We start from the raw sequence: 20,673 nt of genomic DNA on the forward strand, positions 1-20,673 counted from the left end.
TTTGTGTCAAGATGCGGCATGGCGCCCAAGAAAACCAGCACCCCGCGGCGGGAGGAATCGCTCTCGCGCGATCGCATCATCGAAGCAGCGATCGAACTGCTCGACAGCAGCGGCGAGGGCGGGCTGACCTTCCGCAGCCTGTCCGAGCGGCTCGCCACCGGCCCGGGCGCGCTCTACTGGCATGTCGCGAACAAGGACGACCTGCTGAACGCGGCCTGCGACGCCATCGTCGCGCGCACGCTGGCCGGCTGCACCGTCGGCGAAACGCCCGGGGATTCGATCCGCCACCTGGCGCTGGCCATGTTCGACGCGATCGACCTGCATCCCTGGGTCGGCTCGGCCCTGGCGGCGGCGCTGGGGCAGCTGCCGATGGTGCGCATCCTCGAGCGCATCGGCCAGCAGGTCCGCGCGCTGGGCGTGCCGGAGGCGGCGCAGTGGGCGACGGTGTCGGTGCTGCTGAACTACATCCTGGGCGTGGGCAGCCAGAACGCGGCCAACGGGCAGTTCGCTCGCACGCGCGGTGTCGACCGGGACGAATTCCTCGCGGCGACGTCGGCCCGGTGGCTGGCGCTCGACCCGGACGACTTTGCCTTCACGCGCAGCTTCGCCGCCCGCCTGGCGACGCACGACGACCGGGCCGACTATCTGGCCGGCATCGACGTGATCCTCGACGGCATTGCCTCAGCGCACGGCCGCTGAGGCCGATGCGAGGGTTCCCGTACGATCGGCGTCCCTTGTTCCCGACCCAGGCCCTTGCCGCATGAAGATCCGCCACGCCCTTCCCGCCGACATCCCCGCCGTCTTCGAAGTCCGCACCGGGGTGCGCGAGAACCACATGTCGATGGCCGAGTTGGCCGAGATCGGCGTCACGCCCGACACGCTGTCGGGCATGCTCGAAGGCGACGGGCGCGGCTGGGTGGCCGAGGAAGAAGGCCGGGTGCTGGCCTTCGCGATGGCGGATGCGGCCGATGCGACCGTCTTTGCGCTGTTCGTGCGCGACGGCTGCGAGGGCCGGGGGCTGGGCCGGCTGCTGATGGCCGAAGCCGAGCAATGGCTGTTCGCGCGCGGTTGCAAGGAGCTCTGGCTGGTCACCGACAGCGACCTGGCCGTGCGGGCCAACGGCTTCTATCGCCACCTGGGCTGGACCGACGACGGCCTCCAGGACGACGGCCAGGTCCGCTTCGTCAAGCGGGCCTGAGCGCGCCGTTCAGCCGACGCCCAGCAGCTCGTGCAGCCGGGTGCTGGTGGTGGTGTACTGCAGCGGCACGGCCTTGCCCGGGAACACGATGGCGGTCGCGGCCCAGGCGGCCAGCGTGGCCTCGTGGAAGCCGCAGACGATCAGCTTGCGCTTGCCCGGGTAGGTGTTGATGTCGCCCACCGCAAACACGCCGGGTTCGCGGGTCTGGTAGCCCACGGTCTCGACCGGCACCTGCTTGCGTTCGAGTTCCAGGCCCCAGTCGGCGATCGGGCCCAGCCGCGGCGAGATGCCCAGGCAGGCGATCAGCGCGTCGATGGGGCGCGCGACCACCTGCGTGTCGGGCAAGGTCACTTCCAGCTCGGTGCCGTCGAAGCCCGAAGGCTGGCCGACCACGAAGCGCAGCGCGCGGGCGGCGATCTGCGCACGCAGCGCGGCGACCTTGGCGGGGGCCGCCTGGAAGCCGTCGCGGCGGTGCAGCAGCGTGACCTCGGCAGCCACATCGACCAGGGCCAGGGCGGTGTCGAGCGCGGCATCGTCGCCGCCCTGGACCACCACCGACTGGCTGGTGAAACGGCTCAGGTCTGAGGGGTGATAGAAAAGCTTGGTGCCCTCGAAGGCTTCGATGCCCTCGATGGTCACGCGGCGCGGCACGAAGGCGCCCACGCCGGCCGCGATGAACACGGTCTTGGCCAGGAACTCGGTGCCGGTGCTGGTGCCCAGCCGCAGGCGGCCATCGGGCTCGCGCGCCAACGACGCGACCTGCTGGCCCAGGTGCATCACCGGTTGCAGCGGCGCGACCTGCGCGAGCAGCGCATCGGCCAAGCCGCGGCCGGTGGTCGCGGGCGTGCCGGGGATGTCGTAGATGGGCTTGTCGCCATAGAGCTCGACGCACTGGCCGCCCACGTGGGGCAGGGTGTCGACGATGTGGCTGCGGATCTCGAGCAGGCCCAGCTGGAAGGCCTGGAACAGCCCGACCGGGCCGGCGCCGACGATCAGCGCGTCGGTCTCGATCGGTGGGGTCGGCACGGCCGATGCGGCGGGCGTCATCGACGCCTTACTTCACCAGCTCGGCGACCTTGTTGGGCTTGTCTTTCCACTCGTCGGCATCGGGCAGCGGCGCCTTGCGCTTGGTGATGCTCTTCCAGCCGTCGGCCAGGGCGAGTTCGGCGTTGAGCTTGATGAAGGCGAGCTGATCTGCCGGCAGGTCTTCCTCGGCGAAGATCGCGTTGGCTGGGCATTCGGGGATGCAGACGGCGCAGTCGATGCATTCGTCCGGATCGATCACCAGCATGTTGGGGCCTTCGCGGAAACAGTCCACGGGACACACGTCGACGCAGTCGGTGTATTTGCAGCGGATGCAGTTTTCTGAGACGACGTGGGTCATGAGGGTCTGTTGCCGAGGGTGCTCGGTCAATTGAAATCGGGGGAAACCCCGCATTTTAGGGGGGTTGCGGGGGGATCAGCCGAGGGCAGGGCGAATCAGCACCGCGGCCGAGGTCTTGTGGCTGGCCGTGTCGACCAGAACCAGCGAGCCCAGGGCGCGCGAACGCGTGAACGGCAGCACCGCCAGCGGCTGCTGCAGCGCGAGCACCACGTCGCCGATGGCGTTGGCTTCCAGCTGCGCCGCGGGCTTCGATTCGAGCGTGGCGATGTCGACCCGGTCGACGATACGCGCCACCTTGGCCTTGACCCAGCGGTGGCCCTGCAGTGCCCAGTAGATACGGCCCGGCACCAGCGGCTCGTCGTCGAGCCAGGCGACCGTGGCGGTGATCTCGCGCACCGGCGTGAAGGCGTCGGGCGCCAGCAGCCAGTCGCCGCGCGACACGTCGAGTTCGCGGTCGAGCACGATGCCCGCGCTGTGGCCCGCATGCACGGCCTTGGGCTGGCGCGTGTGGCCCAGCACCTGCGCCACGGTCGCGCTCTGGCCGCTGGGCATCACGGTGACGCGCTGGCCCGGCTCCACGTGGCCGCTCGCGACCCGGCCCCAGAACACGCGGCGGCCCTGCGAGGTGTCGGCGGAAGAAGAGAACTTCTCCACCCATTGCACCGGGAAGGCGAAGGGCACGTCCTCGTCCTGCGCGGTGACCGGCAGGCCCTCGAGCAGCTCGAGCAGGGCCGGGCCCTGGTAGCCGCACCAGTCGGGGTGCGCCGACACCACGTTCCAGCCCTTGAGCGCGGAGATCGGCACGATGGCCGCGACCTGCACGCCGGCGTTCTCGGCGAAGGCGTGGAGTGCGTTCGAGATGCGCTCGAAGGCCAGTTCGGCATCGGCGATGGCGTCGAGCTTGTTGACCGCGAAGACGATCGACTGCACGCGCAGCAGGTGGCACAGCAGCGCATGGCGGCGCGTCTGCGCGAGCAGTTCGCCCTTGACCACTTCGCCGTCGCCCACTTCCGCGGCCCAGGCCAGCTTGGTCGCGTCGACCAGCACCACGGCTGCATCGGCGCTCGAGGCGGCCGTGACCATGTTGCGCGTGTACTGCTCGTGGCCCGGCGCGTCGCCGATGATGAACTTGCGCTTCGCCGTGGCGAAGTAGCGGTAGGCCACGTCGATGGTGATGCCCTGCTCGCGCTCGGCCGACAGGCCGTCGGTGAGCAGCGCCAGGTCGGTCTCGCCGCCGCGCTGCACGCCGGCCAGCTGGTCCTGCAGCACGGTCTTGCTGTCGACCAGCAAGCGGCCGATCAGCGTGCTCTTGCCGTCGTCGACGGAGCCGCAGGTGATGAAGCGCAGCGCGGCGCCGGTGTCGGCGTGGACGTCGGTATTCACAGGGGTAGCAATCGTCGCGCTCATCAGAAGTAACCGTCTTTCTTTCGTTTTTCCATGGAGGCTTCGGACGTCATGTCGTCCATGCGCGTCGCGCCGCGCTCGCTCACGTCGACCGTGAGCGTCTCCAGCACCACGTCGCCGGCATCGGCCGCCAGGCTCTCGACCGGGCAGGTGGTGGTGATGTCGCCCACGGTGCGGAAGCGCACGTCGCGGGTCTGGACGGTCTCGCCGTCGCGTGCCGGCGTGAGCGGGCTCACCGGCACCAGCAGGCCGCGGCGCTCGACCACCTCGCGCTTGTGCGTGTAGTAGATCGAGGGCAGGGCGACCTGCTCGCGTTCGATGTACTGCCAGACGTCGAGCTCGGTCCAGTTGGAGATCGGGAACACGCGGAAGTGTTCGCCCGGTGCCAGCCGCGTGTTGAACAGCGTCCAGAGTTCGGGGCGCTGGTCCTTGGGCTGCCATTGGCCGAAGGCGTCGCGGTGCGAGAAGATGCGCTCCTTGGCGCGCGCCTTCTCCTCGTCGCGGCGCGCGCCGCCGATCAGCGCGTCGAAGCGGAATTCCTCGATGGCTTCGAGCAGCGTGACCGACTGGTGCGCGTTGCGCGACTCGCCCGGGTGGGCCAGGCGCACGGTGCCGCGCGCCATCGAGTCCTCGACGCTGCGCACGATCAGCTCGGCGCCCAGTTCCTTGGCACGGAAGTCGCGGAAGTCGGTCACTTCGGGGAAGTTGTGGCCGGTGTCGATCATCAGCAGCGGGTAGGGGATGCGGCCGGTGCCGAAGGCCTTCTCGGCGCACTTGAGCAGCACCAGCGAATCCTTGCCGCCCGAGAACAGCAGGGTCGGGCGCTCGAAGGCCGCGGCCACTTCGCGCAGGATGAAGATCGCTTCTTCCTCGAGCGCGTCGAGGTGCGTGTTGGACAGGCGCGGGGCTGTGTGCGTGGGTTGCAGCATGTCGATGTCGGTGCGGGCGTTCATGGTGGGAGCGGAGGGAGCGATGTCGTCAGTGCGAGATGTGCAGGCCGCACTCGCGGTTGTCTTCGCCCTTGGTCGGGTCCACGTAGTCGAAGTTGTTCGGCAGGCCGTGCGCTTCGCAGTAGTCGTACAGTTCCTTCGACGACCAGTGCAGCAGCGGCGCGACCTTGATCAGGCCATCGGGGTTGATGCTCACCGGGTCCATCTGCGCGCGCACGGCCGTGTCGGTGGCGCGCAGCGCGGTGAACCAGACCTTGGGCGCGGTCTCGCGCAGCGCTCGGGCGAAGGGCTCGAGCTTCACTTCTTCGGTGAAGGCCGCATGGCGCGGGTCGTCGAGCGCGGGCGTGGGGCCGTCCGCGGCCTCGCGGTGCGCACGCGAGCGGCGCGGCAGGTAGATGTGCAGGTCCAGGCCCAGCTGCTTCGTCACTTCGTCGGCAAAACGGTAGGTGGCCTCGGTGTTGTAGCCGTTGTCCATCCAGACCACGGGCACGTCGCGCTTCGCACGCGTGACCAGGTGCAGGATCACGGCCTCGAAGGGCCGGAAGTTGGTGGTGATGATCGCGGGCTGGCCCAGGCCGAGGGCCCAGTCCACGAGGCCGGGCGCATTGCGGCCAAGTTCGGTGTTGACGTGTGCGAGGTCGATGCTGCTCATAGGGCGAAGATGTCGGTGGAGGCCTGAACTTTAGGCAGAGGCCTTATGAAAACAAACGATCTTTTTGTTCGCGCTTCATGCGGATAAGCAAATGCCCCAACAACCATGCGGGTTGCGGCGCGGTTTGGCGGCCGATCCGGATAAGGCGCACAGCGGTGCTCCCTAGAATGAAAGCACCGCATCCAACCGCTCGCACCCGATGGCCAACCGTTCCTATCTCTACAGCCTGAGCAACCGTCCTGCCTCCTACGCGGACCGCCCGGAGACGATCTCGGGCCTGTCCGAGTGGCCCTACGACGTGCCCTTCATGTACCGGCTGCTGATGTCCGGCGATCCGCAGCTCTGTGCCTCGCTGATCTCCGACGGCCTCGAAGGCGACACGCCCGAAGAGAAGATCCGGCTGCATGCAATCGGCAGCGGCTTCGACGCGGGCTTTGCACGCGTGCAGCGTTTCATCGCGATCGTTCGCCATCTCGTCACGCTGCCGCCCCTGCCCGCGCCGCCCCCGGTGCCGAAGGCGCCGACGCTGGCGGAGCGCCTCAAGCGCTTCGTCTCGCCGCAGGCCGAAGCGGCGCCGGTCGCCGCGGTCGCGCAGCCCGTGGCGACCGCGCAGTTGCTGGCCGGACTCGACGAGACGATGGCCTTCCTCGAAGCCCATCGCGACGCCTGCCTGCTGCTGGAAACCGTCGAGCTCGACTGCATGTCCGAGGAAACGGAAGAGGGCTTGCGCGGCTGCGTGGAAGAAGAGATCGCCCGCTGCATCGCTGCGGGGGCGGCGCTCGACGCGCTGCCGGACGACATCGCCCAGGCCGCGCGGCGCCTGCAGGCGGCGCTGCTGGAAGAACAGGACGCGCCGCTCGATGCCTTCTTCGGCCTGCGGCTGGACGACGACTGCGACAGCACGCGCAGCGGCGCCACCGAGGACCCGCTGGGCCTGCAGTGGTCCGACGTGCTGTATTTCGAGCTGTTCGACCGCGCCGCCTTCGAGGAGGCGCAGCGCGGCTGAACGCGGGCTTTTTCAGGCGCCCTGGGTGCCGTCCGCGAAGTGCGGCGCGACATGCACAGCATCGCCCTGGTAGAAGGCCGAGAAGCGCTTGAACTGGCGTTGCGCCGCCGAGGCGTCGACGCCTTCCTTGAGCACGGCGCTGGTGAAGCCCGTGCGCTCCATCTGCACCAGCTGGTCGATCAGCACGTCGCCGGTGGCGCGGATGTCGCCCTTGAAACCCATGCGCCGGCGCAGCAGGAAGGCCTGGCTGTAGGCGCGGCCGTCGGTGAACTTCGGGAAGTGCAGGTCGATGCGGTCGATGTCCTGCAGGCAGACCTCGATCGCCTGCGGGTCGGCATCGTTGGCCAGTTGCAGCACGCGCGGATCGCCGTCGTCGACGTGGTCTTCGGTGGCAAGAAGTTTCAGGGTCTGGCTCATGCTGCCACCTCTTCGGCCTTGAAGCGCGCACCGTTGGCCGCGGCCTTGAACGGGTCGTGGCCCACGCGGCGCAGCGTGTCGATGAAGGTCTCGCTCTTCCCGTCGATGACCTTGCGGTTGTCGCGGTAGGCGCCGAGCACGGCCTCGATCACCTCGGGCACTTCGGCGGCGGAGAACGAGGGGCCGACGGCCTTGCCGGCCTGGGCCGGGCCGCTGAGGTCGGAGCCGTCGGAGCCGGCCAGCGTGACCTGGTACCACTCCTTGCCGTCCTTGTCGACGCCCAGGATGCCGATGTGGCCGCTGTGGTGGTGGCCGCAGGAGTTGATGCAGCCGCTGATGTGCAGGTCGATCTCGCCCAGGTCGTCGAGCTCGTCGAGGTCCTGGTAGCGCTCGGTGATGGCCTCGGCGATCGGGATCGAGCGCGCATTGGCCAGCGCGCAGAAGTCGCCGCCGGGGCAGGCGATCATGTCGGTCAGCAGGTGCACGTTGGCGCTGGCGAAGCCGGCCTCGCGCGCGGCCAGCCACAGCGCATGCAGGTCTTCGGCATGCACCCAGGGCAGCAGCAGGTTCTGGTCGTGCGTCACGCGCACTTCGCCGGCGCTGAAGCGGTCGGCCAGCTGCGCCGCGGTGTCGAGCTGGTCGGCCGAGGCATCGCCCGGGGCCTGCTTGAGGCGCTTGAACGACAGCGTCACCGAGCGCAGCGCGGGGTTCTGGTGCGGCGCCACGTTGCGCGCCAGCCAGCGCGCGAACTGCACGTCGTCGGCGGCCTGCTGGCGCAGCGCGGCGTCGGTCTGCTCGGCGCTCTGCAGCACGCGGGTGGCCAGCGTCGGCGGCACGAAGGAGGCGGCCACGCGGTCGTACTCGGCCTGCGTGATGGTGTGCGGTGCGCCGTCGTGTTCGAGGATCTGCTTGTACTCGGCCTCGACGTCGTCGATGTAGCGCTGGCCCTCGGCCTTGACCAGGATCTTGATGCGGGCCTTGTAGATGTTGTCGCGCCGGCCGTAGCGGTTGTAGACCCGCACCACCGCCTCGAGGTAGTTCATGACCTGGTTCCAGGGCAGGAACTCGCGCAGCACGGTGCCGATGATCGGCGTGCGGCCCATGCCGCCGCCGACCTGCACGCGGAAGCCCAGTGCGCCGGCCTCGTCGTGGATCAGCTTGAGGCCCACGTCGTGCCAGCCGGTGGCGGCACGGTCTTCGGTGGCGCCGGTGATCGCGATCTTGAACTTGCGCGGCAGGAAGGCGAATTCGGGGTGCAGCGTGCTCCACTGGCGCATGATTTCGGCGAAGGGGCGCGGATCGGCCACCTCGTCGACCGCCACGCCGGCGCGCTCGTCGCTGGTGATGTTGCGGATGCAGTTCCCGCTGGTCTGGATGCCGTGCATGTCGACCGAGGCCAGCAGGTCCATCACGTCGGCGCTCTTGGCCAGCGGGATCCAGTTGTACTGGACGTTCTGGCGCGTGGTGAAGTGCGCGTAGTGCGTGGGCAGCTTGAGCGAGCCCAGCTTGCCCTGCGTCTCGATCGCCTTCTGGTAGACGGCCGCCTCGGGCTCGTCGTATTCGCGGGCGATGCGGGCCAGCACGCGCAGCTGGCGGCTCGAGAGCTCGCCGTAGGGCACGGCCACGCGCAGCATCGGCGCATAGCGCTGGACGTACCAGCCGTTTTGCAGCCGCAGCGGACGGAAATCGTCCTCCGGAAGCTTGCCGGCCTGCCAGCGTTCCAGCTGGTCGCGAAACTGCGCCGCGCGCAGGTGCACGAACTGGCGATCGAAATCTGTGTATTGGTACATCGTGTGAAAGTCTTGAAGTGCGGTGCGTCCAGCGCCACCAAGAAGCCGGGACTGTAGGAGGGCACGGCACGGAAACCAACTATTTTTTGGTTCGCGGCTTATATGGATAAGTTTATGCGCCAGCGCCCATGCGGGTTTCCGGACCTTTCAAGCCCGTTTCTGGATAAGGAAAATTCGTGGCCCGACCGGTGCACCCGGGCCGGTTTGCAGGGCAGGATCGTACGGCGCCCGAAGCGGGGGCGCGCCGGCTCAGCCGCTCACCAGGCTCAGGATGTTGCCGTCCGGGTCCTTGAACCATGCGATGCGCATGCCTTGCGAGTGGTGGACGTCGCCCTCGAGCTGCGTGTCCGGCATGTCCGGGTAGTGCTCGAAGCGGACGCCCTTGGCGGCGAGCGTCTTCGCGATCTGTTCGATCTCCTCGCCGACCGCCCAGCTCATGGCGGTGGCCTGGTTGCTGCCGGCGAAATCGGAGCGGTAGACGAAGAACTGCGAGGCGCCGCTCTGGAAGGTCAGCACGTCTTCGCATTCGGATGCGACCTGCGTCAGGCCCAGCGTGTCCTCGTAGAACCGGCGCGCCGTCTCGATGTCCTTGACGGCGAGGTTGGCAATGGTTTCCTTGTTGGCGAGCATGGCGGTCTCCTTCCGGAAATTCCGGGAGGCGATTGCAGCGCCGAATGCGCGCCGCCGACGTAGGACAGGCACCCTGTTGCGTTTGCCCGTGGCGGGTCAGCTGGCGTGCCGCTTGACCTGCACCGAGGCCTCGAGGCCGACATACGCGTCTGCGTCGCCGAACCAGCTGCCCGACACGGGGGCGGCGAAGGCGGGGTCGCGTGCCACGCCGACGCGGATCAGCTGGCTGCCGCCCAGCAGGTTGTTGGTCGGGTCGTAGGCCACCCAGCCCGCGCCGGGCAGGTAGGCCTGCAGCCAGGCGTGGGTGGCGCCGGCACCGGTCATGGCGCCGTCGCTGCCGGGGGCGTTGACGTCGAGCGCGCTGTCGTAGAGGTAGCCCGAGACGAAGCGCGTCGCCACGCCCAGGCGGCGCATGGCCTCCATCATCAGCAGCGCGTAGTCGCGGCAGCTGCCGCCCCCCAGCGCCAGGGTCTGCAGCGGCGTCTGCGTGCCTTCCTCCTCCCGCGTCTCGTAGCGGAAGTTCTGGTTGATGTGCTGGTTCATGCGCCCCATCAGGTCGCGCGTGCCGGTCGGGCCGTCGTGGCGGAAGAACTGGTGCGCCCAGGCGATCAGCTTGCCCTCGGGGTCGTCGTGGTGCGGGCGCAGGTAGTGCTCCAGGTCGAGCCGGTCCTGCAGCGAGTAGGCGAAGGGCAGGAATTCGGCCGAGGGCGAGAGCAGGGAGAGGTCCTGCGTGACGTCGGCACGCTCGATGGTGAACGAGGCCACCAGCCGCAGTTCCAGCGCCGGCTGGATCGGCTGGACCAGCGCCACCGAGTTGGAATGCGGGTCCTGGATCATCCGCACGATCGCCTCGGGGCTGACCTGCAGGTCGGTCGCCAGCACCCGCAGGTCGTGGCTGTCGCGCGGACGGAACATGACGCGGTGCTCGCCGAAGGTGACCGGCGTGCTGTAGCGGTAGACCGTGGTGTGGGTGATGTCGTAGCGGATGGGCATGCGCTGCATTCTGCGCGTGTCACGTGACGTTGATCCAGTTGGGACTTTGCTGCGTATAGCCCACAGCGGCACCCCATCGAGGTGCCACCCAACGAGGACACGCGCATGCCGCAAGCCACTGAAGTCGCCATCCGTTCGGTCGAACGGGGCCTGGTGCCCGATCGCCTGGTGCGCATCGGCATTCGCCGCCTGCTGACGCAGCGGCTGGTCGAACTGCAGGACGACGACGCCGAAGCATCGGCCGCGCTCAAGCAGGCTTTCGTGCAGGAGCTGCAGGCGGCCTCGCTGGCGCCGCTGCCCGAGAAGGCCAACGAGCAGCACTACGAGGTGCCGGCCGCCTTTTTCGGCGCGGTGCTGGGCACCCACCGCAAATACAGCAGCTGCCATTGGGCCGAGGGCGTCGAGACGCTGGCCGATGCCGAGGCGGCGGCGCTGGCCGCCACCTGCGAACGCGCCGGGCTGGTCGACGGCCAGGTGGTGCTCGAACTCGGCTGCGGCTGGGGCTCGCTCACGCTCTGGATGGCCGAGCACTACCCGCGCAGTCGCATCACGGCGCTGTCGAACTCGCATTCGCAGCGCGAGTACATCGAGGCCGAGGCGAAACGCCGCGGGCTTGCCAACGTGCGCGTGCTGACCCGCGACATCAACCAGTTCGACACCGCCGACCGCTTCGACCGCGTGGTGTCGGTCGAGATGTTCGAGCACCTGCGCAACTGGCCGCAGGCCTTCGCCAACGTGGCGCGCTGGCTGCGGCCCGACGGCCGCTTCTTCATGCACGTGTTCGCGCACCGCGGCGCACCGTATCCTTTCGTCGAGCGCGACGCCAGCGACTGGATGAGCCGCCACTTCTTCTCGGGCGGCATGATGCCCAGCGACGACCTGCCGCTGCGCTGCCAGGACGACCTGCGGCTGCTGCAGCAATGGCGCTGGGACGGCACCCACTACCAGCGCACCTCCGAGGCCTGGCTGCGCAACATGGACCAGCACCGCGCCACGCTGATGCCGCTGTTCCGCGAGACCTACGGCGAAGACGCCGACGTGTGGTGGGTGCGCTGGCGGCTGTTCTTCATGTCGGTGGCCGAACTCTTCGGCTACGACGAGGGCCAGCGCTGGTGGGTCAGCCACTACCTGTTCGAGCGGCGCGCATGACGGCCGCCCTGGCCCCCATGGCGGCGACCCCGACCTCGCCGGCGGCCATGGCCGGCCGGCCCACGCGCACGGTGCTGCTGGCCAATGTCGCGCTCTCGCAGCTGGGCTGGTTCGCCGCGGTGCTCGGCGCCGCCCATCACATGGCGCCGGCCGGCACGCTGTGCGTGGTGGCGGTGATCTGCTGGCACCTGTCGGTGTCGGCACGGCCGTGCCGCGAGGCGCTGCTGGTGGCGCTGGCCTGCGCGATCGGCTTCGCGGTCGAGACGGTGGTGGCGCTGCAGGGCCATGTGAGTTACCCCTCGGGCCAGCCCGATCCGCACTTCGCGCCCTACTGGATGGTGGCGCTGTGGGGGCTGTTCGCGATCGCGCTCAACGTCAGCCTGCGCTGGCTGCGGCCCCGCCTGTGGCTGGCGGCGCTGCTGGGCGCCATCGTCGGGCCGATCGCGTTTTCCTCGGGCGTCCGGCTGGGCGGCGCGGCCTTCGTCCACACGGTGCCGGCGCTGCTCACGCTGGCGCTGGTGTGGGGCGGGGTGCTGCCCTTGCTGGTGCGGCTGTCGATGCATTTCGATGGCGTCCGCGCCGAAGGCGCCAGGCCATGAGCGCATCGACCGCCTTTGCCGGCCTGGCGCTGACCGTGGCGCTGGCCGTGCTGACCTGGCTCGCGAGCCTGCGGCACGACGACGTGAGCCTGGTCGACCGGGTCTGGGCGCTGCTGATCGTCGGCGCGGGCTGGGTCTATGCGCTGCTCACGCCGGACGTCGGCGCGCGGGGCTTCTGGATGCTGGCGCTGGGCAGCGCCTGGGCGCTGCGCCTGGCCCTGTTCATCACCTGGCGCAACTGGGGCCATGGCGAGGAGCGGCGCTACCAGGCGATCCGCGAACGCAACCAGCCGGGCTACCGCTTCAAGAGCCTGTACCTGGTGTTCCTGCTGCAGGCCGTGCTGGCGTGGGTGGTGTCGGCGCCGTTCCTGCCGGGGGTCGCGGCTGCGCCGCCGTTGAACGTGCTGGACTGCGTCGGCTTCGCGCTGGCCGCCTTCGGCATCGTCTTCGAGGCCATCGGCGACGCGCAGATGGCGCGTTTCAAGGCCGACCCGGCCCACAAGGGCCAGGTGATGGACCGCGGCCTGTGGCGCTACACGCGCCATCCCAACTACTTCGGCGAGGCCTGCATCTGGTGGGGCCTGTGGCTGGCGGCGCTGGCCGGCGCGGGCTGGGCCGGTGCCTGGAGCATCGTGTCGCCGCTGCTCATGACGGTGCTGCTGCTCAAGGTCTCGGGCGTGAAGCTGCTCGAGAAGGACATCGCCGAGCGCCGGCCCGCCTACCGCGACTACATCGCGCGCATCAACGCCTTCGTGCCCGGTCCGGTGCGCGGCGGTGGGAAGAGGCCCGCGCCATGAGGCGGCTGCTGGTGCTCGGCCTGTGCGCGGTCGGTGGCAGCGCGCTGGCCGCCGAATCCAACTTCGCCGCCTTCCTCGACGGCAAGCCCATCGGCGAGCATCGCTTCGTGGTCGGCGGCCCGGCCGAGGCGCGCGAGGTGCTGAGCGATGCGCGCTTCAACGTCAAGCTGCTGGGCCTCACGGTCTACCGCTACCGGCACCAGGCCACCGAGCGCTGGCGCGGCGACTGCCTCGACAGCCTGAGCGCCAGCACCGACGACGATGGCACCGTCAGCCGCGTGCGCACCGAGCCGGCCGCCGACGGCCTGTCGGTGACGGCCGAGACCGGGGCGGCGCAGGCTGTGCGCGGGCTGCCCGGCTGCGTGATGAGCTTCGCCTACTGGAACCCGGCCATGCGCAGCCAGAGCCGCCTGCTCAACGCCCAGACCGGCAAGGCCGAGGCGGTGCGCGTGAGCCGGCTCGGCAGCGGGCCGATCGAGGTGCGCGGGCAGTCGCTGACGGCCACGCGCTGGCGCATCGAGGGGCCCCCGCAGCCGATCGACGTCTGGTATTCGGCCCAGGGCGAGTGGGTCGGGCTCGATTCGACGCTCGAGGGCGGACGGCTGCTGACGTACCGGCTCAAGTGATCTGGGGCGGAGGCCGATGCGTAAGCAGCGCGAGGCCATCGCGCCTCGTCTTCTTTCCAACGCGCAGGAGCTTCGCATGACCTTCCGGCAAACCGCCGTCGCCTACCTGGCCACGGCCGTGGTCTTCCTGGCGCTCGACGCCGTCTGGCTCACGACCATGGCCGACCGGCTCTACCGCCCGGCCATCGGCCAGCTGATGCGCGAACCCTTCACGGTCGGGCCGGCCGTGCTGTTCTATCTGATCTACGTCGCGGGCGTGGTGGTGTTCGCGGTGATGCCGGCACTGGCCAGCGGACGCTGGGCCACGGCGCTGGGTTTCGGCGCGCTGCTCGGACTGCTGGCCTATGCGACCTACGACCTGACCAACCAGGCCACGCTCAAGGACTGGTCGTGGCAGGTGACCATCGCCGACCTCTGCTGGGGCACCTTCGTGACGGCGGTGTCGGCGGCGGCCGCGGCGCGGCTCACGATGGCTTTCGGCGGGCGCTGAGTTCGAGGGGCCCGCCGCACGCGGGCCCGATCCGCCTCACATGCCGACCAGCGAGCCCAGCATGCGCGCCAGCGCGCCCTGAAACAGCACCTTGCCCTCGACCGAGGCCAGGCAGATGCAGTCGCCGCCGGCCTGCACCGTCGGCTGATGGTGGAAGCTGCCGTCGGCCTCGTCGAAGTCGCCCGGGCCGAACAGTGCGCGGCCGTCGTGGAAGGTGCCGTACAGCACCTGCGTGAGTTCGCAGTCGCTGTGGGTGTGCACGGGCAACTGCTTGCCGGCGCCGATGCGCAGCAGGAACACGTTGGCCTTCGGGTCGCCGGGCAGGGTCACCCGGCTCCAGCGCATGCCCGGGCCGAGCCAGCGCCAGGGCGAGGCGTTGGCGCGGCGCAGGGCACGCGGCCAGGCCATGCCGGGGGGCAGGGCAGGGTGACGGCCCGCGACGGGGCGGGGCGGGGGCGCCTTCGGGGGCGCGTCGATGGCCGCCAGCGTCCGGGCCAGGGCCTCGGGCGCCAGGGTCTCGGGCGGCAGATCGTCGATCAGGGCGCCGCCCACGGCTTCGAGCAGCCGGGCGCGTTCGCGACACTGGGCGCAGCCCTCGAGATGGGTGGCGACGAGCACGGCAGGACCGAGCGCCAGCCGGCCGGCCGTGTGGGCCAGCAGCAGGTCGTCGTCCGGATGGTGTTGAATCGTCATGGTTCGAGCCCGCCCAGCAGGCGGCGCAGGTGGTGTACCGCCAGCCGCACGCGCGACTTGACGGTCCCCAGGGGAATGCCCAGTTCCCGCGCGATCTGCGCATGGGGCTGGTCCTCGTAGAACGACAGGCGCAGCACCTGCGCCTGCTCCGCCGACAGCTGCGCCATGGCTTCCCGCACGCCGCTTTCGCGCTGGCGCACGAGCAGCAGCACATCGGGCTGCGGCAGCGGGTCGGGCTGGTCGATCTCCTCGTCGTCGCTGGCTTCGGCCATCCGATTGCCCTGGCGGCGGAAATGGTCGACGCGCAGGTTGCGCGCGATGGTGAAGATCCAGGTCGAGGCGCTGGCGCGCCCGGCGTCGAAGCTCTGCGCCTTGCGCCAGACGTTGACCATGGCTTCCTGGGCCAGCTCTTCGGCCAGGCCCTCGGAGGTGCCCAGGCGCATCAGATAGGACTTTACGCGCGGCGCGAAATGCTTGAACAGCGCGGCGAATGCCTGCCGGTCGCCGCTTTGCGCGACCGCCTGGGCCCATCCGTTCAGTTCCTCGCTTGTGGGCATCGGGCTCCGGCTCTGATGCAGTGTCACGATCGACAGCCAGGGCGCGCGCCGCAAACTCCCGTGCGGAAGAGGGGCCGAGGATTGTCGGGCGGTGTTCATGCTGCTCCTACGCACCGCCGGCGGAATTAGATCACAGGGTCTGTGCGGCAAATCCAAACCGCCCGAGCCTGCGTACAAGCAGCAACACACCTTTTCGGAGCACTGCATGACGATCGCCACCGCGCCCGAGGGCCCCCTGCCGACCCACCGCGGCTCCGACCAGCCGGCACTCGACATCGCCGTCGTCGGCAGCGGCATTTCGGGCCTGTCGGCCGCGTGGCTGCTGTCGCAGCACCACCGCGTGACGCTGTTCGAAGCCGACAACCGGCCCGGCGGCCACAGCAACACGGTGGACGCGCCGACCGCCGCCGGCACGGTCCCGGTCGACACCGGCTTCATCGTCTACAACGAGCCGGCCTATCCCAACCTGAGCGCGCTGTTCGACCATCTGGGGGTGGCGACGCAGTCCACCGAGATGTCCTTCGCCGTGAGCCTGGACGGTGGCCAGCTCGAGTATTCGGGCACCGACCTGCGCGGCCTGTTCGCCCAGCGCGGCAACCTGCTGAGCCTGCGCTTCTGGTCGATGCTGCGCGACCTGGTGCGCTTCTACCGCCAGGCGCCGGCCGACGCCGAGCGCTTCGGCCTGATCCCGCTCGACAGCTACCTCGATGCGCGCGGCTTCGGCAAGGCCTTCCGCGAGGACCACCTGTACCCGATGGCCGCGGCGATCTGGTCGACCTCGGCGGCCCGCGTCGGCGAGTACCCGACCGAAGCCTTCGTGCGTTTCTGCGAGAACCACCACCTGCTCAAGCTCAGCGGCCGGCCGGCCTGGCGCACCGTCACCGGCGGCAGCGCGCGCTACGTCGAGCGCCTGACGGCCGCGCTGGGCCAGGGCCTGCGCCTGGACCAGGCCGTCACCGAGGTCAAGCGCGACGCGGAAGGCGCCTGGGTACGCACCGAAGGCGCGGCCGCAGCGCAGCGCTTCGACCAGGTGGTGATCGCCACCCATGCCGACCAGGCGCTGCGGCTGATGCCCGATGCCACGGCGCTCGAGAAGCGGGTGCTGGGCGCCTTCGACTACAGCCGCAACCGCGCGGTTCTGCACAGCGACCCGGCACTGATGCCGCAACGCCGTGCCGTCTGGTCGAGCTGGAACTACGCGGCCGACCGCAGCCGCGCCGAGGCGCCCTGCGTGACCTACTGGATGAACCGGCTGCAGGCCATCCCCGAGCAGACGCCGATGTTCCTCACGCTCAACCCGACGCTGGAGCCGCGCAGCGAGCACCTGATCCGCAGCGAGATCTACGAGCACCCGATCTTCGACATGAAGGCCATCCGCGCGCAGGACGAGCTCTGGAGCCTGCAGGGCCGCCGCCGCACCTGGTTCTGCGGCGCCTACTTCGGCTCCGGCTTCCATGAAGACGGCCTGCAGGCCGGCCTGGCCGTGGCCGAGGCCCTGGGCGGCGTGCGCCGGCCCTGGAACGTGGCCAACGAATCGGGCCGCATCCGCATCCAGTCGGCCGCTGAGGTCGCCGCGTGACCACCGGCGCCAGCGCCGTCACCGCGTCCGCGCTCTACGCCGGGCGCGTGATGCACCAGCGGCTGCGGCCGGCGAAGCACCGGCTCAGCTACCGCGTGTTCTCGCTGCTGCTCGACATCGACGAGCTGCCCGCACTGGCGCGCCGGCTGCGGCTGTTCTCGCTCAACCGCTTCAACCTGTTCAGCCTGCACGAGCGCGATTACGGTGCCGGCGAGGCGGCCGACGGCCGGGGGCTGCGGCCCTACGTGGAGCGCCAGCTGGTCGCCGCCGGCCTGCGCGCGGGCGGTGCGATCCGGCTGCTGAGCATGCCGCGCATCCTGGGCTATGCCTTCAATCCACTGAGCGTCTACTACTGCGACCATCCCGACGGCAGCGGGCTGCAGGCGATCCTCTACGAGGTCAACAACACCTTCGGCCAGCGTCACAGCTACCTGATCGCGGTCGATGCCGCAGGGCGCGACGGCCGCGACATCGCCCAGCGCTGCGACAAGCAGTTCCATGTCTCGCCCTTCCTCGGGCTCGACCTGCGCTACGACTTCCGGATGCAGGCGCCCGATGCCGCACGCCCCGGCCTGGCGATCGGCATCACCGTGGCCGACGACACCGGCCCGGTGCTGGTCGCGCGCTTCGATGCCAAGCGCCGGGCGCTCGGCGATGCCGCGCTGGCCGCCGTCTTCTTTTCCCACCCCTTGCTGACCCTCAAGGTGGTGGGCGCCATCCACTGGGAAGCCCTGCGGCTGTGGATCAAGGGCGCGCGCTTCCATGCCTGCCCCGCCGCACCCGCCCAATCTGTGACCATCGCCGGAACCAAAGACTCATGAGCACTTCCTCCACTCCGTCGAACGGCCTGCAGGCCGAGTCCCTCGAACAGGCTGCGGCCGCACTGCGCCCGGGCTGGACGCGGCACCCGCTGCGCCGCCTGCTGGTGCGCCTGATGCGCGGCATGGCCTGCGGCACGCTGGTCGTCGAACTGCCCGACGGCCAGCGCGTCGAGGGCCGTGGCGCGGCATCGGGGCCGCATGCGGCGATCACGCTGCACCGCTGGCGTCCGCTGGCGCGCATGCTGCTGCGCGGCGACATCGGGCTGGCCGAGTCCTACCGCGACGGCGACTGGTCGACACCCGACCTCACGGCGCTGCTCGAATTCGGCATCCGCAACGAGGCCGGTTGGGGCCGCGTGTTCGACGCCTCGCTGCCCGCGCGCTGGGCCGGCCGTCTGCTGCACCGCGCGCGCGCCAACACGCGCCGCGGCAGCCGCCAGAACATCTCCTTCCACTACGACATGGGCAACGACTTCTATGCGAAGTGGCTGGACCCGGACATGGTCTATTCGAGCGCGCTCTACGCCTCGGGCGACGAGACGCTGGAGCAGGCGCAGGCCGCCAAGCTGCAGCGCATCGTCGAGCTGCTGGATCTGAAGCCCGACGCGAAGGTGCTCGAGATCGGCTGCGGCTGGGGCGCGCTGGCGCTGGCCATCGCCAGGCAGGGCGCGCAGGTCACCGGCCTCACCTTGTCGACCGAGCAGCTGGCGCATGCGCAGCAGCGCGTGGAGGCCGAGCAGCGCGAGCCGGCGGTCGACCTGCGGCTGCAGGACTACCGCGACGTCGACGGCCGCTACGACCGCATCGTCTCCATCGAGATGCTCGAGGCCGTGGGCGAGCGTTACTGGCCGGTCTACTTCGACACCCTGCGCGAGCGCCTGTCGGCCGACGGCACGGCCGTGGTGCAGGTGATCACGATCGCCGAGGCGCACTTCGACCATTACCGCCGGACGCCGGATTTCATCCAGCGCTTCATCTTCCCGGGCGGCATGCTGCCCTCGATCGAGGCGATGCAGGCGCAGGCCGAGCGTGCCGGCCTCACGCTGCGGGTCGAGGAACTGTTCGGCCTCAGCTATGCCCAGACGCTGGCCGAGTGGCGCCACCGCTTCCTCGCGGCCTGGCCGGACATCGAGCGGCTGGGCTTCGACGACGCGTTCAAGCGCCTCTGGGAGTACTACCTGTGCTACTGCGAGGCGGGCTTCCGGTCGGGCCGGGTCAACGTCGGGCTGTTCAGCCTGAAGCACGCGCCGGGCGCGGCCTGAGCACAGACGAGGGCGCGTGCCTCAGAGCAGCGCCCCACACCAGACCACGCGGCCCAGCAGCTTGAGTGAGTCGCGCGGCGCGAAGAACTCCCGGTGCACGGGGTTGTCCGCGAGCGCGCGCACCGTGCCGCCGATCTCGAGCTGCAGCCGCCGGATCAGCAGATGGCTGTCGTCGCGCAGCAGGTAGAGGCGGTCGTCCTCGATCTCGCGCGCGTCGGTGTCGATCAGCACGATGTTGCCCGGCCGCAGCGTGGGCGCCATGCTTTCGCCGCGCACTTCCAGCGCCGACAGGCGGGTGTCGTCGAGGCCGTTGTCGCTGAGCCAGCGAAAGCAGAAGGCCTGTGCGGTGAAATCCTTGCGCGCGCTGGGCCCGACCTCGTCGCGGCTTGACATCCCCTGCGTTTCCGACAGGTAGGGCACGAGCCGCAGCGTGCTCGTCGGCAGCGCGGGCGCGCTCGGCGTGCGCATCGGCCCGACGCCCGATGCGAGCCAGGCGAGCGACACCTCGGCCGCCTGCGCCAGCGCCGTGAGCACGCGGCGTGAAGGGTCGCCGCCGGCCATATAGCGGCTCAGCCCGCTGTGCGAGATGCCGGCCCGCCGCGCCAGTGCGCTGGCGCTGCCGACCAGAGACACCAGTTCGCCCAGCCGCGCGATGAAGGCCTCGTCCGCAGCGTCCGCGACCGGGGCGTCAGGTTCAACAGCAGGCTTCATGTTTTCGCTATCCGTAAGTATTGACGCAATCTATAGTAGTTGAATCACGCGGTTGAGAAGAAAAACGCTTATCCATCGAAGAAATTCTTCGTATGAGCTTCGCGATGGATGAATAGCATTCGCTCAAGTCAATTATTTGCTGTCGAAAGTGATCGATAGCTGAGTTTGAAATGAGCGATTCATTATCGGCCATGGCACGTCGGGCGCCGGTGCCCCTGTTGCTGCTGGCCCTGTGGCAGTGGGTAACGGCTTCGGGCTGGTTGCCGCCAGGCACCCTGGCGTCCCCGGGCAGCACACTGAGCGCGGCCTGGACCCTCGCGGTCGACGGCACGTTGCAGGAGGCGCTGGGCGTCTCGCTGCGGCGCGCCGCTCTCGGCTTTGCGCTGGGCGGCGTGCTGGGACTGACGCTGGGCCTGGCGGCCGGCTTCTGGCAGCTGGGCGAGGAACTGATCGACGGCAGCATGCAGATGCTGCGCACGGTGCCCTTCGTGGCACTCGCGCCGCTGTTCATCGTCTGGTTCGGCATCGACGAGAGCGCCAAGATCGCGCTGGTCGCCTTCGCCACGCTGTTCCCGCTCTACATCAACACCTACGCGGGCATCCGCGGCATCGACAACCGGTTGCTGGAGGCCGGCCGCACGCTGGGCCTGGGCCGTGCGGCACTGGTGCGCGAGGTGGTGCTGCCGGGCGCGCTGCCCGCGATCCTGGTCGGGCTGCGCTATTCGCTCGCGCTGTCGGTGATCTCGCTGGTGATCGCCGAGCAGATCAATGCCGACGCCGGCATCGGCGCGCTGCTGCTGGATGCGCGGCGCTTCGTGCAGACCGACGTGATGGCGCTGTGCATGGTGATCTACGCGTTGCTGGGTCTGGCCACCAACGCGATGGTGCGGCTGCTGGAGTGGCGGCTGCTGTCCTGGCGCAGCGGCGTGCGTGCGTCATGAGGGCCGCGGTCGCTCCCCGGGCGC

At 69.7% G+C, this 20,673-nt stretch carries 24 protein-coding genes; 12 read left to right on the plus strand and 12 right to left on the minus strand.

What is annotated here, in order from left to right:
• The first annotated feature begins 18 nt into the window (after positions 1 to 18).
• Both K0H49_RS16000 and K0H49_RS16005 read left to right on the plus strand, forming a co-directional pair.
• Positions 19 to 699, plus strand: a complete 681-nt coding sequence (locus tag K0H49_RS16000; protein WP_219214402.1) for a TetR/AcrR family transcriptional regulator — start codon at positions 19 to 21, stop codon at positions 697 to 699.
• A 61-nt stretch (positions 700 to 760) separates the two neighbouring features.
• Positions 761 to 1,198 (plus strand): GNAT family N-acetyltransferase, encoded by a 438-nt coding sequence (locus K0H49_RS16005; RefSeq protein ID WP_219214405.1) that lies wholly within the window; start codon positions 761 to 763, stop codon positions 1,196 to 1,198.
• Between the two features lie 9 nt (positions 1,199 to 1,207).
• Here K0H49_RS16005 and K0H49_RS16010 read toward each other — a convergent pair whose 3' ends face one another.
• The 5 genes from K0H49_RS16010 to K0H49_RS16030 all read right to left on the minus strand — a co-directional run bounded on the left by K0H49_RS16010 (position 1,208) and on the right by K0H49_RS16030 (position 5,588).
• A complete protein-coding gene (locus K0H49_RS16010) occupies positions 1,208 to 2,245 on the minus strand; it encodes an NAD(P)/FAD-dependent oxidoreductase (protein ID WP_219214408.1) in 1,038 nt (345 codons plus the stop codon).
• 7 nt (positions 2,246 to 2,252) lie between these two features.
• Positions 2,253 to 2,582, minus strand: a complete 330-nt coding sequence (gene fdxA, locus K0H49_RS16015) for a ferredoxin FdxA (protein ID WP_183026442.1) — start codon at positions 2,580 to 2,582, stop codon at positions 2,253 to 2,255.
• Positions 2,583 to 2,657: 75 nt separating this feature from the next.
• Positions 2,658 to 3,989 (minus strand): sulfate adenylyltransferase subunit 1, encoded by a 1,332-nt coding sequence (locus K0H49_RS16020; RefSeq protein WP_219214413.1) that lies wholly within the window; start codon positions 3,987 to 3,989, stop codon positions 2,658 to 2,660.
• A complete protein-coding gene (gene cysD, locus K0H49_RS16025) occupies positions 3,989 to 4,939 on the minus strand; it encodes a sulfate adenylyltransferase subunit CysD (RefSeq protein ID WP_219214416.1) in 951 nt (316 codons plus the stop codon). The genes K0H49_RS16020 and cysD overlap by 1 nt, the downstream gene beginning before the upstream one ends.
• A 25-nt stretch (positions 4,940 to 4,964) precedes the next feature.
• Positions 4,965 to 5,588, minus strand: coding sequence for a phosphoadenosine phosphosulfate reductase domain-containing protein (locus K0H49_RS16030; protein WP_219214418.1), 624 nt, complete (start codon positions 5,586 to 5,588; stop codon positions 4,965 to 4,967).
• 199 nt (positions 5,589 to 5,787) lie between these two features.
• Here K0H49_RS16030 and K0H49_RS16035 point away from each other — a divergent pair, with 199 nt between their 5' ends.
• Positions 5,788 to 6,594 (plus strand): DUF7822 domain-containing protein, encoded by an 807-nt coding sequence (locus K0H49_RS16035; protein WP_219214420.1) that lies wholly within the window; start codon positions 5,788 to 5,790, stop codon positions 6,592 to 6,594.
• 12 nt (positions 6,595 to 6,606) lie between these two features.
• Here K0H49_RS16035 and K0H49_RS16040 read toward each other — a convergent pair whose 3' ends face one another.
• The 4 genes from K0H49_RS16040 to K0H49_RS16055 form a co-directional block, all read right to left on the minus strand.
• Positions 6,607 to 7,011, minus strand: a complete 405-nt coding sequence (locus tag K0H49_RS16040) for a DUF934 domain-containing protein (RefSeq protein ID WP_219214422.1) — start codon at positions 7,009 to 7,011, stop codon at positions 6,607 to 6,609.
• Entirely contained in the window at positions 7,008 to 8,801 is a 1,794-nt protein-coding gene (locus K0H49_RS16045; protein ID WP_219214426.1) for a nitrite/sulfite reductase, read from the minus strand. The genes K0H49_RS16040 and K0H49_RS16045 overlap by 4 nt, the downstream gene beginning before the upstream one ends.
• Before the next feature lie 249 nt (positions 8,802 to 9,050).
• Positions 9,051 to 9,431: a VOC family protein gene (locus tag K0H49_RS16050; RefSeq protein ID WP_219214429.1), complete on the minus strand. Its 381-nt coding sequence runs from the start codon at positions 9,429 to 9,431 to the stop codon at positions 9,051 to 9,053.
• A gap of 96 nt (positions 9,432 to 9,527) precedes the next feature.
• A complete protein-coding gene (locus K0H49_RS16055; protein ID WP_257624911.1) occupies positions 9,528 to 10,424 on the minus strand; it encodes a transglutaminase family protein in 897 nt (298 codons plus the stop codon).
• A 105-nt stretch (positions 10,425 to 10,529) separates the two neighbouring features.
• Here K0H49_RS16055 and K0H49_RS16060 point away from each other — a divergent pair, with 105 nt between their 5' ends.
• From K0H49_RS16060 to K0H49_RS16080, 5 genes are all read left to right on the plus strand, one after another.
• Positions 10,530 to 11,573, plus strand: a complete 1,044-nt coding sequence (locus K0H49_RS16060) for an SAM-dependent methyltransferase (protein ID WP_219214433.1) — start codon at positions 10,530 to 10,532, stop codon at positions 11,571 to 11,573.
• The gene (locus K0H49_RS16065; protein WP_219214435.1) at positions 11,570 to 12,172 is read left to right on the plus strand and encodes a DUF2878 domain-containing protein; all 603 of its coding nucleotides are present in this window, start codon (positions 11,570 to 11,572) and stop codon (positions 12,170 to 12,172) included. The genes K0H49_RS16060 and K0H49_RS16065 overlap by 4 nt, the downstream gene beginning before the upstream one ends.
• A complete protein-coding gene (locus K0H49_RS16070) occupies positions 12,169 to 12,969 on the plus strand; it encodes a DUF1295 domain-containing protein (protein WP_219214438.1) in 801 nt (266 codons plus the stop codon). The genes K0H49_RS16065 and K0H49_RS16070 overlap by 4 nt, the downstream gene beginning before the upstream one ends.
• Positions 12,966 to 13,595: a DUF6134 family protein gene (locus tag K0H49_RS16075; RefSeq protein ID WP_219214441.1), complete on the plus strand. Its 630-nt coding sequence runs from the start codon at positions 12,966 to 12,968 to the stop codon at positions 13,593 to 13,595. Before K0H49_RS16070 ends, K0H49_RS16075 begins: the two co-directional genes overlap by 4 nt.
• A gap of 76 nt (positions 13,596 to 13,671) precedes the next feature.
• Positions 13,672 to 14,085 carry a DUF2177 family protein gene (locus K0H49_RS16080; RefSeq protein WP_219214444.1) on the plus strand — a complete coding sequence of 138 codons (414 nt, stop codon included), beginning with the start codon at positions 13,672 to 13,674 and terminating at the stop codon, positions 14,083 to 14,085.
• Positions 14,086 to 14,121: 36 nt separating this feature from the next.
• Here K0H49_RS16080 and K0H49_RS16085 read toward each other — a convergent pair whose 3' ends face one another.
• Both K0H49_RS16085 and K0H49_RS16090 read right to left on the minus strand, forming a co-directional pair.
• Entirely contained in the window at positions 14,122 to 14,778 is a 657-nt protein-coding gene (locus K0H49_RS16085; RefSeq protein WP_219214446.1) for a ChrR family anti-sigma-E factor, read from the minus strand.
• Positions 14,775 to 15,335 (minus strand): sigma-70 family RNA polymerase sigma factor, encoded by a 561-nt coding sequence (locus tag K0H49_RS16090; protein WP_257624912.1) that lies wholly within the window; start codon positions 15,333 to 15,335, stop codon positions 14,775 to 14,777. Before K0H49_RS16090 ends, K0H49_RS16085 begins: the two co-directional genes overlap by 4 nt.
• 205 nt (positions 15,336 to 15,540) lie before the next feature.
• Between K0H49_RS16090 and K0H49_RS16095 the strand changes: the two genes are divergently transcribed.
• Genes K0H49_RS16095 through K0H49_RS16105 form a run of 3 tightly spaced genes read left to right on the plus strand, consistent with a single transcriptional unit; the run spans position 15,541 to position 18,997 of the window.
• Positions 15,541 to 16,914, plus strand: coding sequence for an NAD(P)/FAD-dependent oxidoreductase (locus K0H49_RS16095; RefSeq protein ID WP_219214450.1), 1,374 nt, complete (start codon positions 15,541 to 15,543; stop codon positions 16,912 to 16,914).
• Positions 16,911 to 17,735, plus strand: coding sequence for a DUF1365 domain-containing protein (locus tag K0H49_RS16100; protein WP_374122367.1), 825 nt, complete (start codon positions 16,911 to 16,913; stop codon positions 17,733 to 17,735). Before K0H49_RS16095 ends, K0H49_RS16100 begins: the two co-directional genes overlap by 4 nt.
• Positions 17,732 to 18,997: a class I SAM-dependent methyltransferase gene (locus K0H49_RS16105; RefSeq protein ID WP_219214453.1), complete on the plus strand. Its 1,266-nt coding sequence runs from the start codon at positions 17,732 to 17,734 to the stop codon at positions 18,995 to 18,997. Before K0H49_RS16100 ends, K0H49_RS16105 begins: the two co-directional genes overlap by 4 nt.
• 21 nt (positions 18,998 to 19,018) lie before the next feature.
• On the opposite strand, the gene K0H49_RS16110 is transcribed toward K0H49_RS16105, so the two are convergent.
• Complete coding sequence (locus K0H49_RS16110; RefSeq protein ID WP_219214456.1) at positions 19,019 to 19,708, minus strand: XRE family transcriptional regulator; 690 nt, start codon at positions 19,706 to 19,708, stop codon at positions 19,019 to 19,021.
• Between the two features lie 170 nt (positions 19,709 to 19,878).
• Between K0H49_RS16110 and K0H49_RS16115 the strand changes: the two genes are divergently transcribed.
• Positions 19,879 to 20,649, plus strand: a complete 771-nt coding sequence (locus K0H49_RS16115) for an ABC transporter permease subunit (protein WP_219214460.1) — start codon at positions 19,879 to 19,881, stop codon at positions 20,647 to 20,649.
• Positions 20,650 to 20,673: the final 24 nt, after the last annotated feature.

The organism is Variovorax boronicumulans (assembly GCF_019352895.1).
Lineage (GTDB): Bacteria > Pseudomonadota > Gammaproteobacteria > Burkholderiales > Burkholderiaceae_C > Variovorax > Variovorax boronicumulans_A.

Bases quoted from the DNA above. Each gene is read 5' to 3' on its own strand.
- K0H49_RS16000 (WP_219214402.1), top strand. From the start codon at position 19: ATGGCGCCCAAGAAAACCAGCACCCCGCGGCGGGAGGAATCGCTCTCG.
- K0H49_RS16005 (WP_219214405.1), top strand. From the start codon at position 761: ATGAAGATCCGCCACGCCCTTCCCGCCGACATCCCCGCCGTCTTCGAA.
- K0H49_RS16010 (WP_219214408.1), bottom strand. From the start codon at position 2,245: ATGACGCCCGCCGCATCGGCCGTGCCGACCCCACCGATCGAGACCGAC.
- fdxA (WP_183026442.1), bottom strand. From the start codon at position 2,582: ATGACCCACGTCGTCTCAGAAAACTGCATCCGCTGCAAATACACCGAC.
- K0H49_RS16020 (WP_219214413.1), bottom strand. From the start codon at position 3,989: ATGAGCGCGACGATTGCTACCCCTGTGAATACCGACGTCCACGCCGAC.
- cysD (WP_219214416.1), bottom strand. From the start codon at position 4,939: ATGAACGCCCGCACCGACATCGACATGCTGCAACCCACGCACACAGCC.
- K0H49_RS16030 (WP_219214418.1), bottom strand. From the start codon at position 5,588: ATGAGCAGCATCGACCTCGCACACGTCAACACCGAACTTGGCCGCAAT.
- K0H49_RS16035 (WP_219214420.1), top strand. From the start codon at position 5,788: ATGGCCAACCGTTCCTATCTCTACAGCCTGAGCAACCGTCCTGCCTCC.
- K0H49_RS16040 (WP_219214422.1), bottom strand. From the start codon at position 7,011: ATGAGCCAGACCCTGAAACTTCTTGCCACCGAAGACCACGTCGACGAC.
- K0H49_RS16045 (WP_219214426.1), bottom strand. From the start codon at position 8,801: ATGTACCAATACACAGATTTCGATCGCCAGTTCGTGCACCTGCGCGCG.
- K0H49_RS16050 (WP_219214429.1), bottom strand. From the start codon at position 9,431: ATGCTCGCCAACAAGGAAACCATTGCCAACCTCGCCGTCAAGGACATC.
- K0H49_RS16055 (WP_257624911.1), bottom strand. From the start codon at position 10,424: ATGCCCATCCGCTACGACATCACCCACACCACGGTCTACCGCTACAGC.
- K0H49_RS16060 (WP_219214433.1), top strand. From the start codon at position 10,530: ATGCCGCAAGCCACTGAAGTCGCCATCCGTTCGGTCGAACGGGGCCTG.
- K0H49_RS16065 (WP_219214435.1), top strand. From the start codon at position 11,570: ATGACGGCCGCCCTGGCCCCCATGGCGGCGACCCCGACCTCGCCGGCG.
- K0H49_RS16070 (WP_219214438.1), top strand. From the start codon at position 12,169: ATGAGCGCATCGACCGCCTTTGCCGGCCTGGCGCTGACCGTGGCGCTG.
- K0H49_RS16075 (WP_219214441.1), top strand. From the start codon at position 12,966: ATGAGGCGGCTGCTGGTGCTCGGCCTGTGCGCGGTCGGTGGCAGCGCG.
- K0H49_RS16080 (WP_219214444.1), top strand. From the start codon at position 13,672: ATGACCTTCCGGCAAACCGCCGTCGCCTACCTGGCCACGGCCGTGGTC.
- K0H49_RS16085 (WP_219214446.1), bottom strand. From the start codon at position 14,778: ATGACGATTCAACACCATCCGGACGACGACCTGCTGCTGGCCCACACG.
- K0H49_RS16090 (WP_257624912.1), bottom strand. From the start codon at position 15,335: ATGCCCACAAGCGAGGAACTGAACGGATGGGCCCAGGCGGTCGCGCAA.
- K0H49_RS16095 (WP_219214450.1), top strand. From the start codon at position 15,541: ATGACGATCGCCACCGCGCCCGAGGGCCCCCTGCCGACCCACCGCGGC.
- K0H49_RS16105 (WP_219214453.1), top strand. From the start codon at position 17,732: ATGAGCACTTCCTCCACTCCGTCGAACGGCCTGCAGGCCGAGTCCCTC.
- K0H49_RS16110 (WP_219214456.1), bottom strand. From the start codon at position 19,708: ATGAAGCCTGCTGTTGAACCTGACGCCCCGGTCGCGGACGCTGCGGAC.
- K0H49_RS16115 (WP_219214460.1), top strand. From the start codon at position 19,879: ATGAGCGATTCATTATCGGCCATGGCACGTCGGGCGCCGGTGCCCCTG.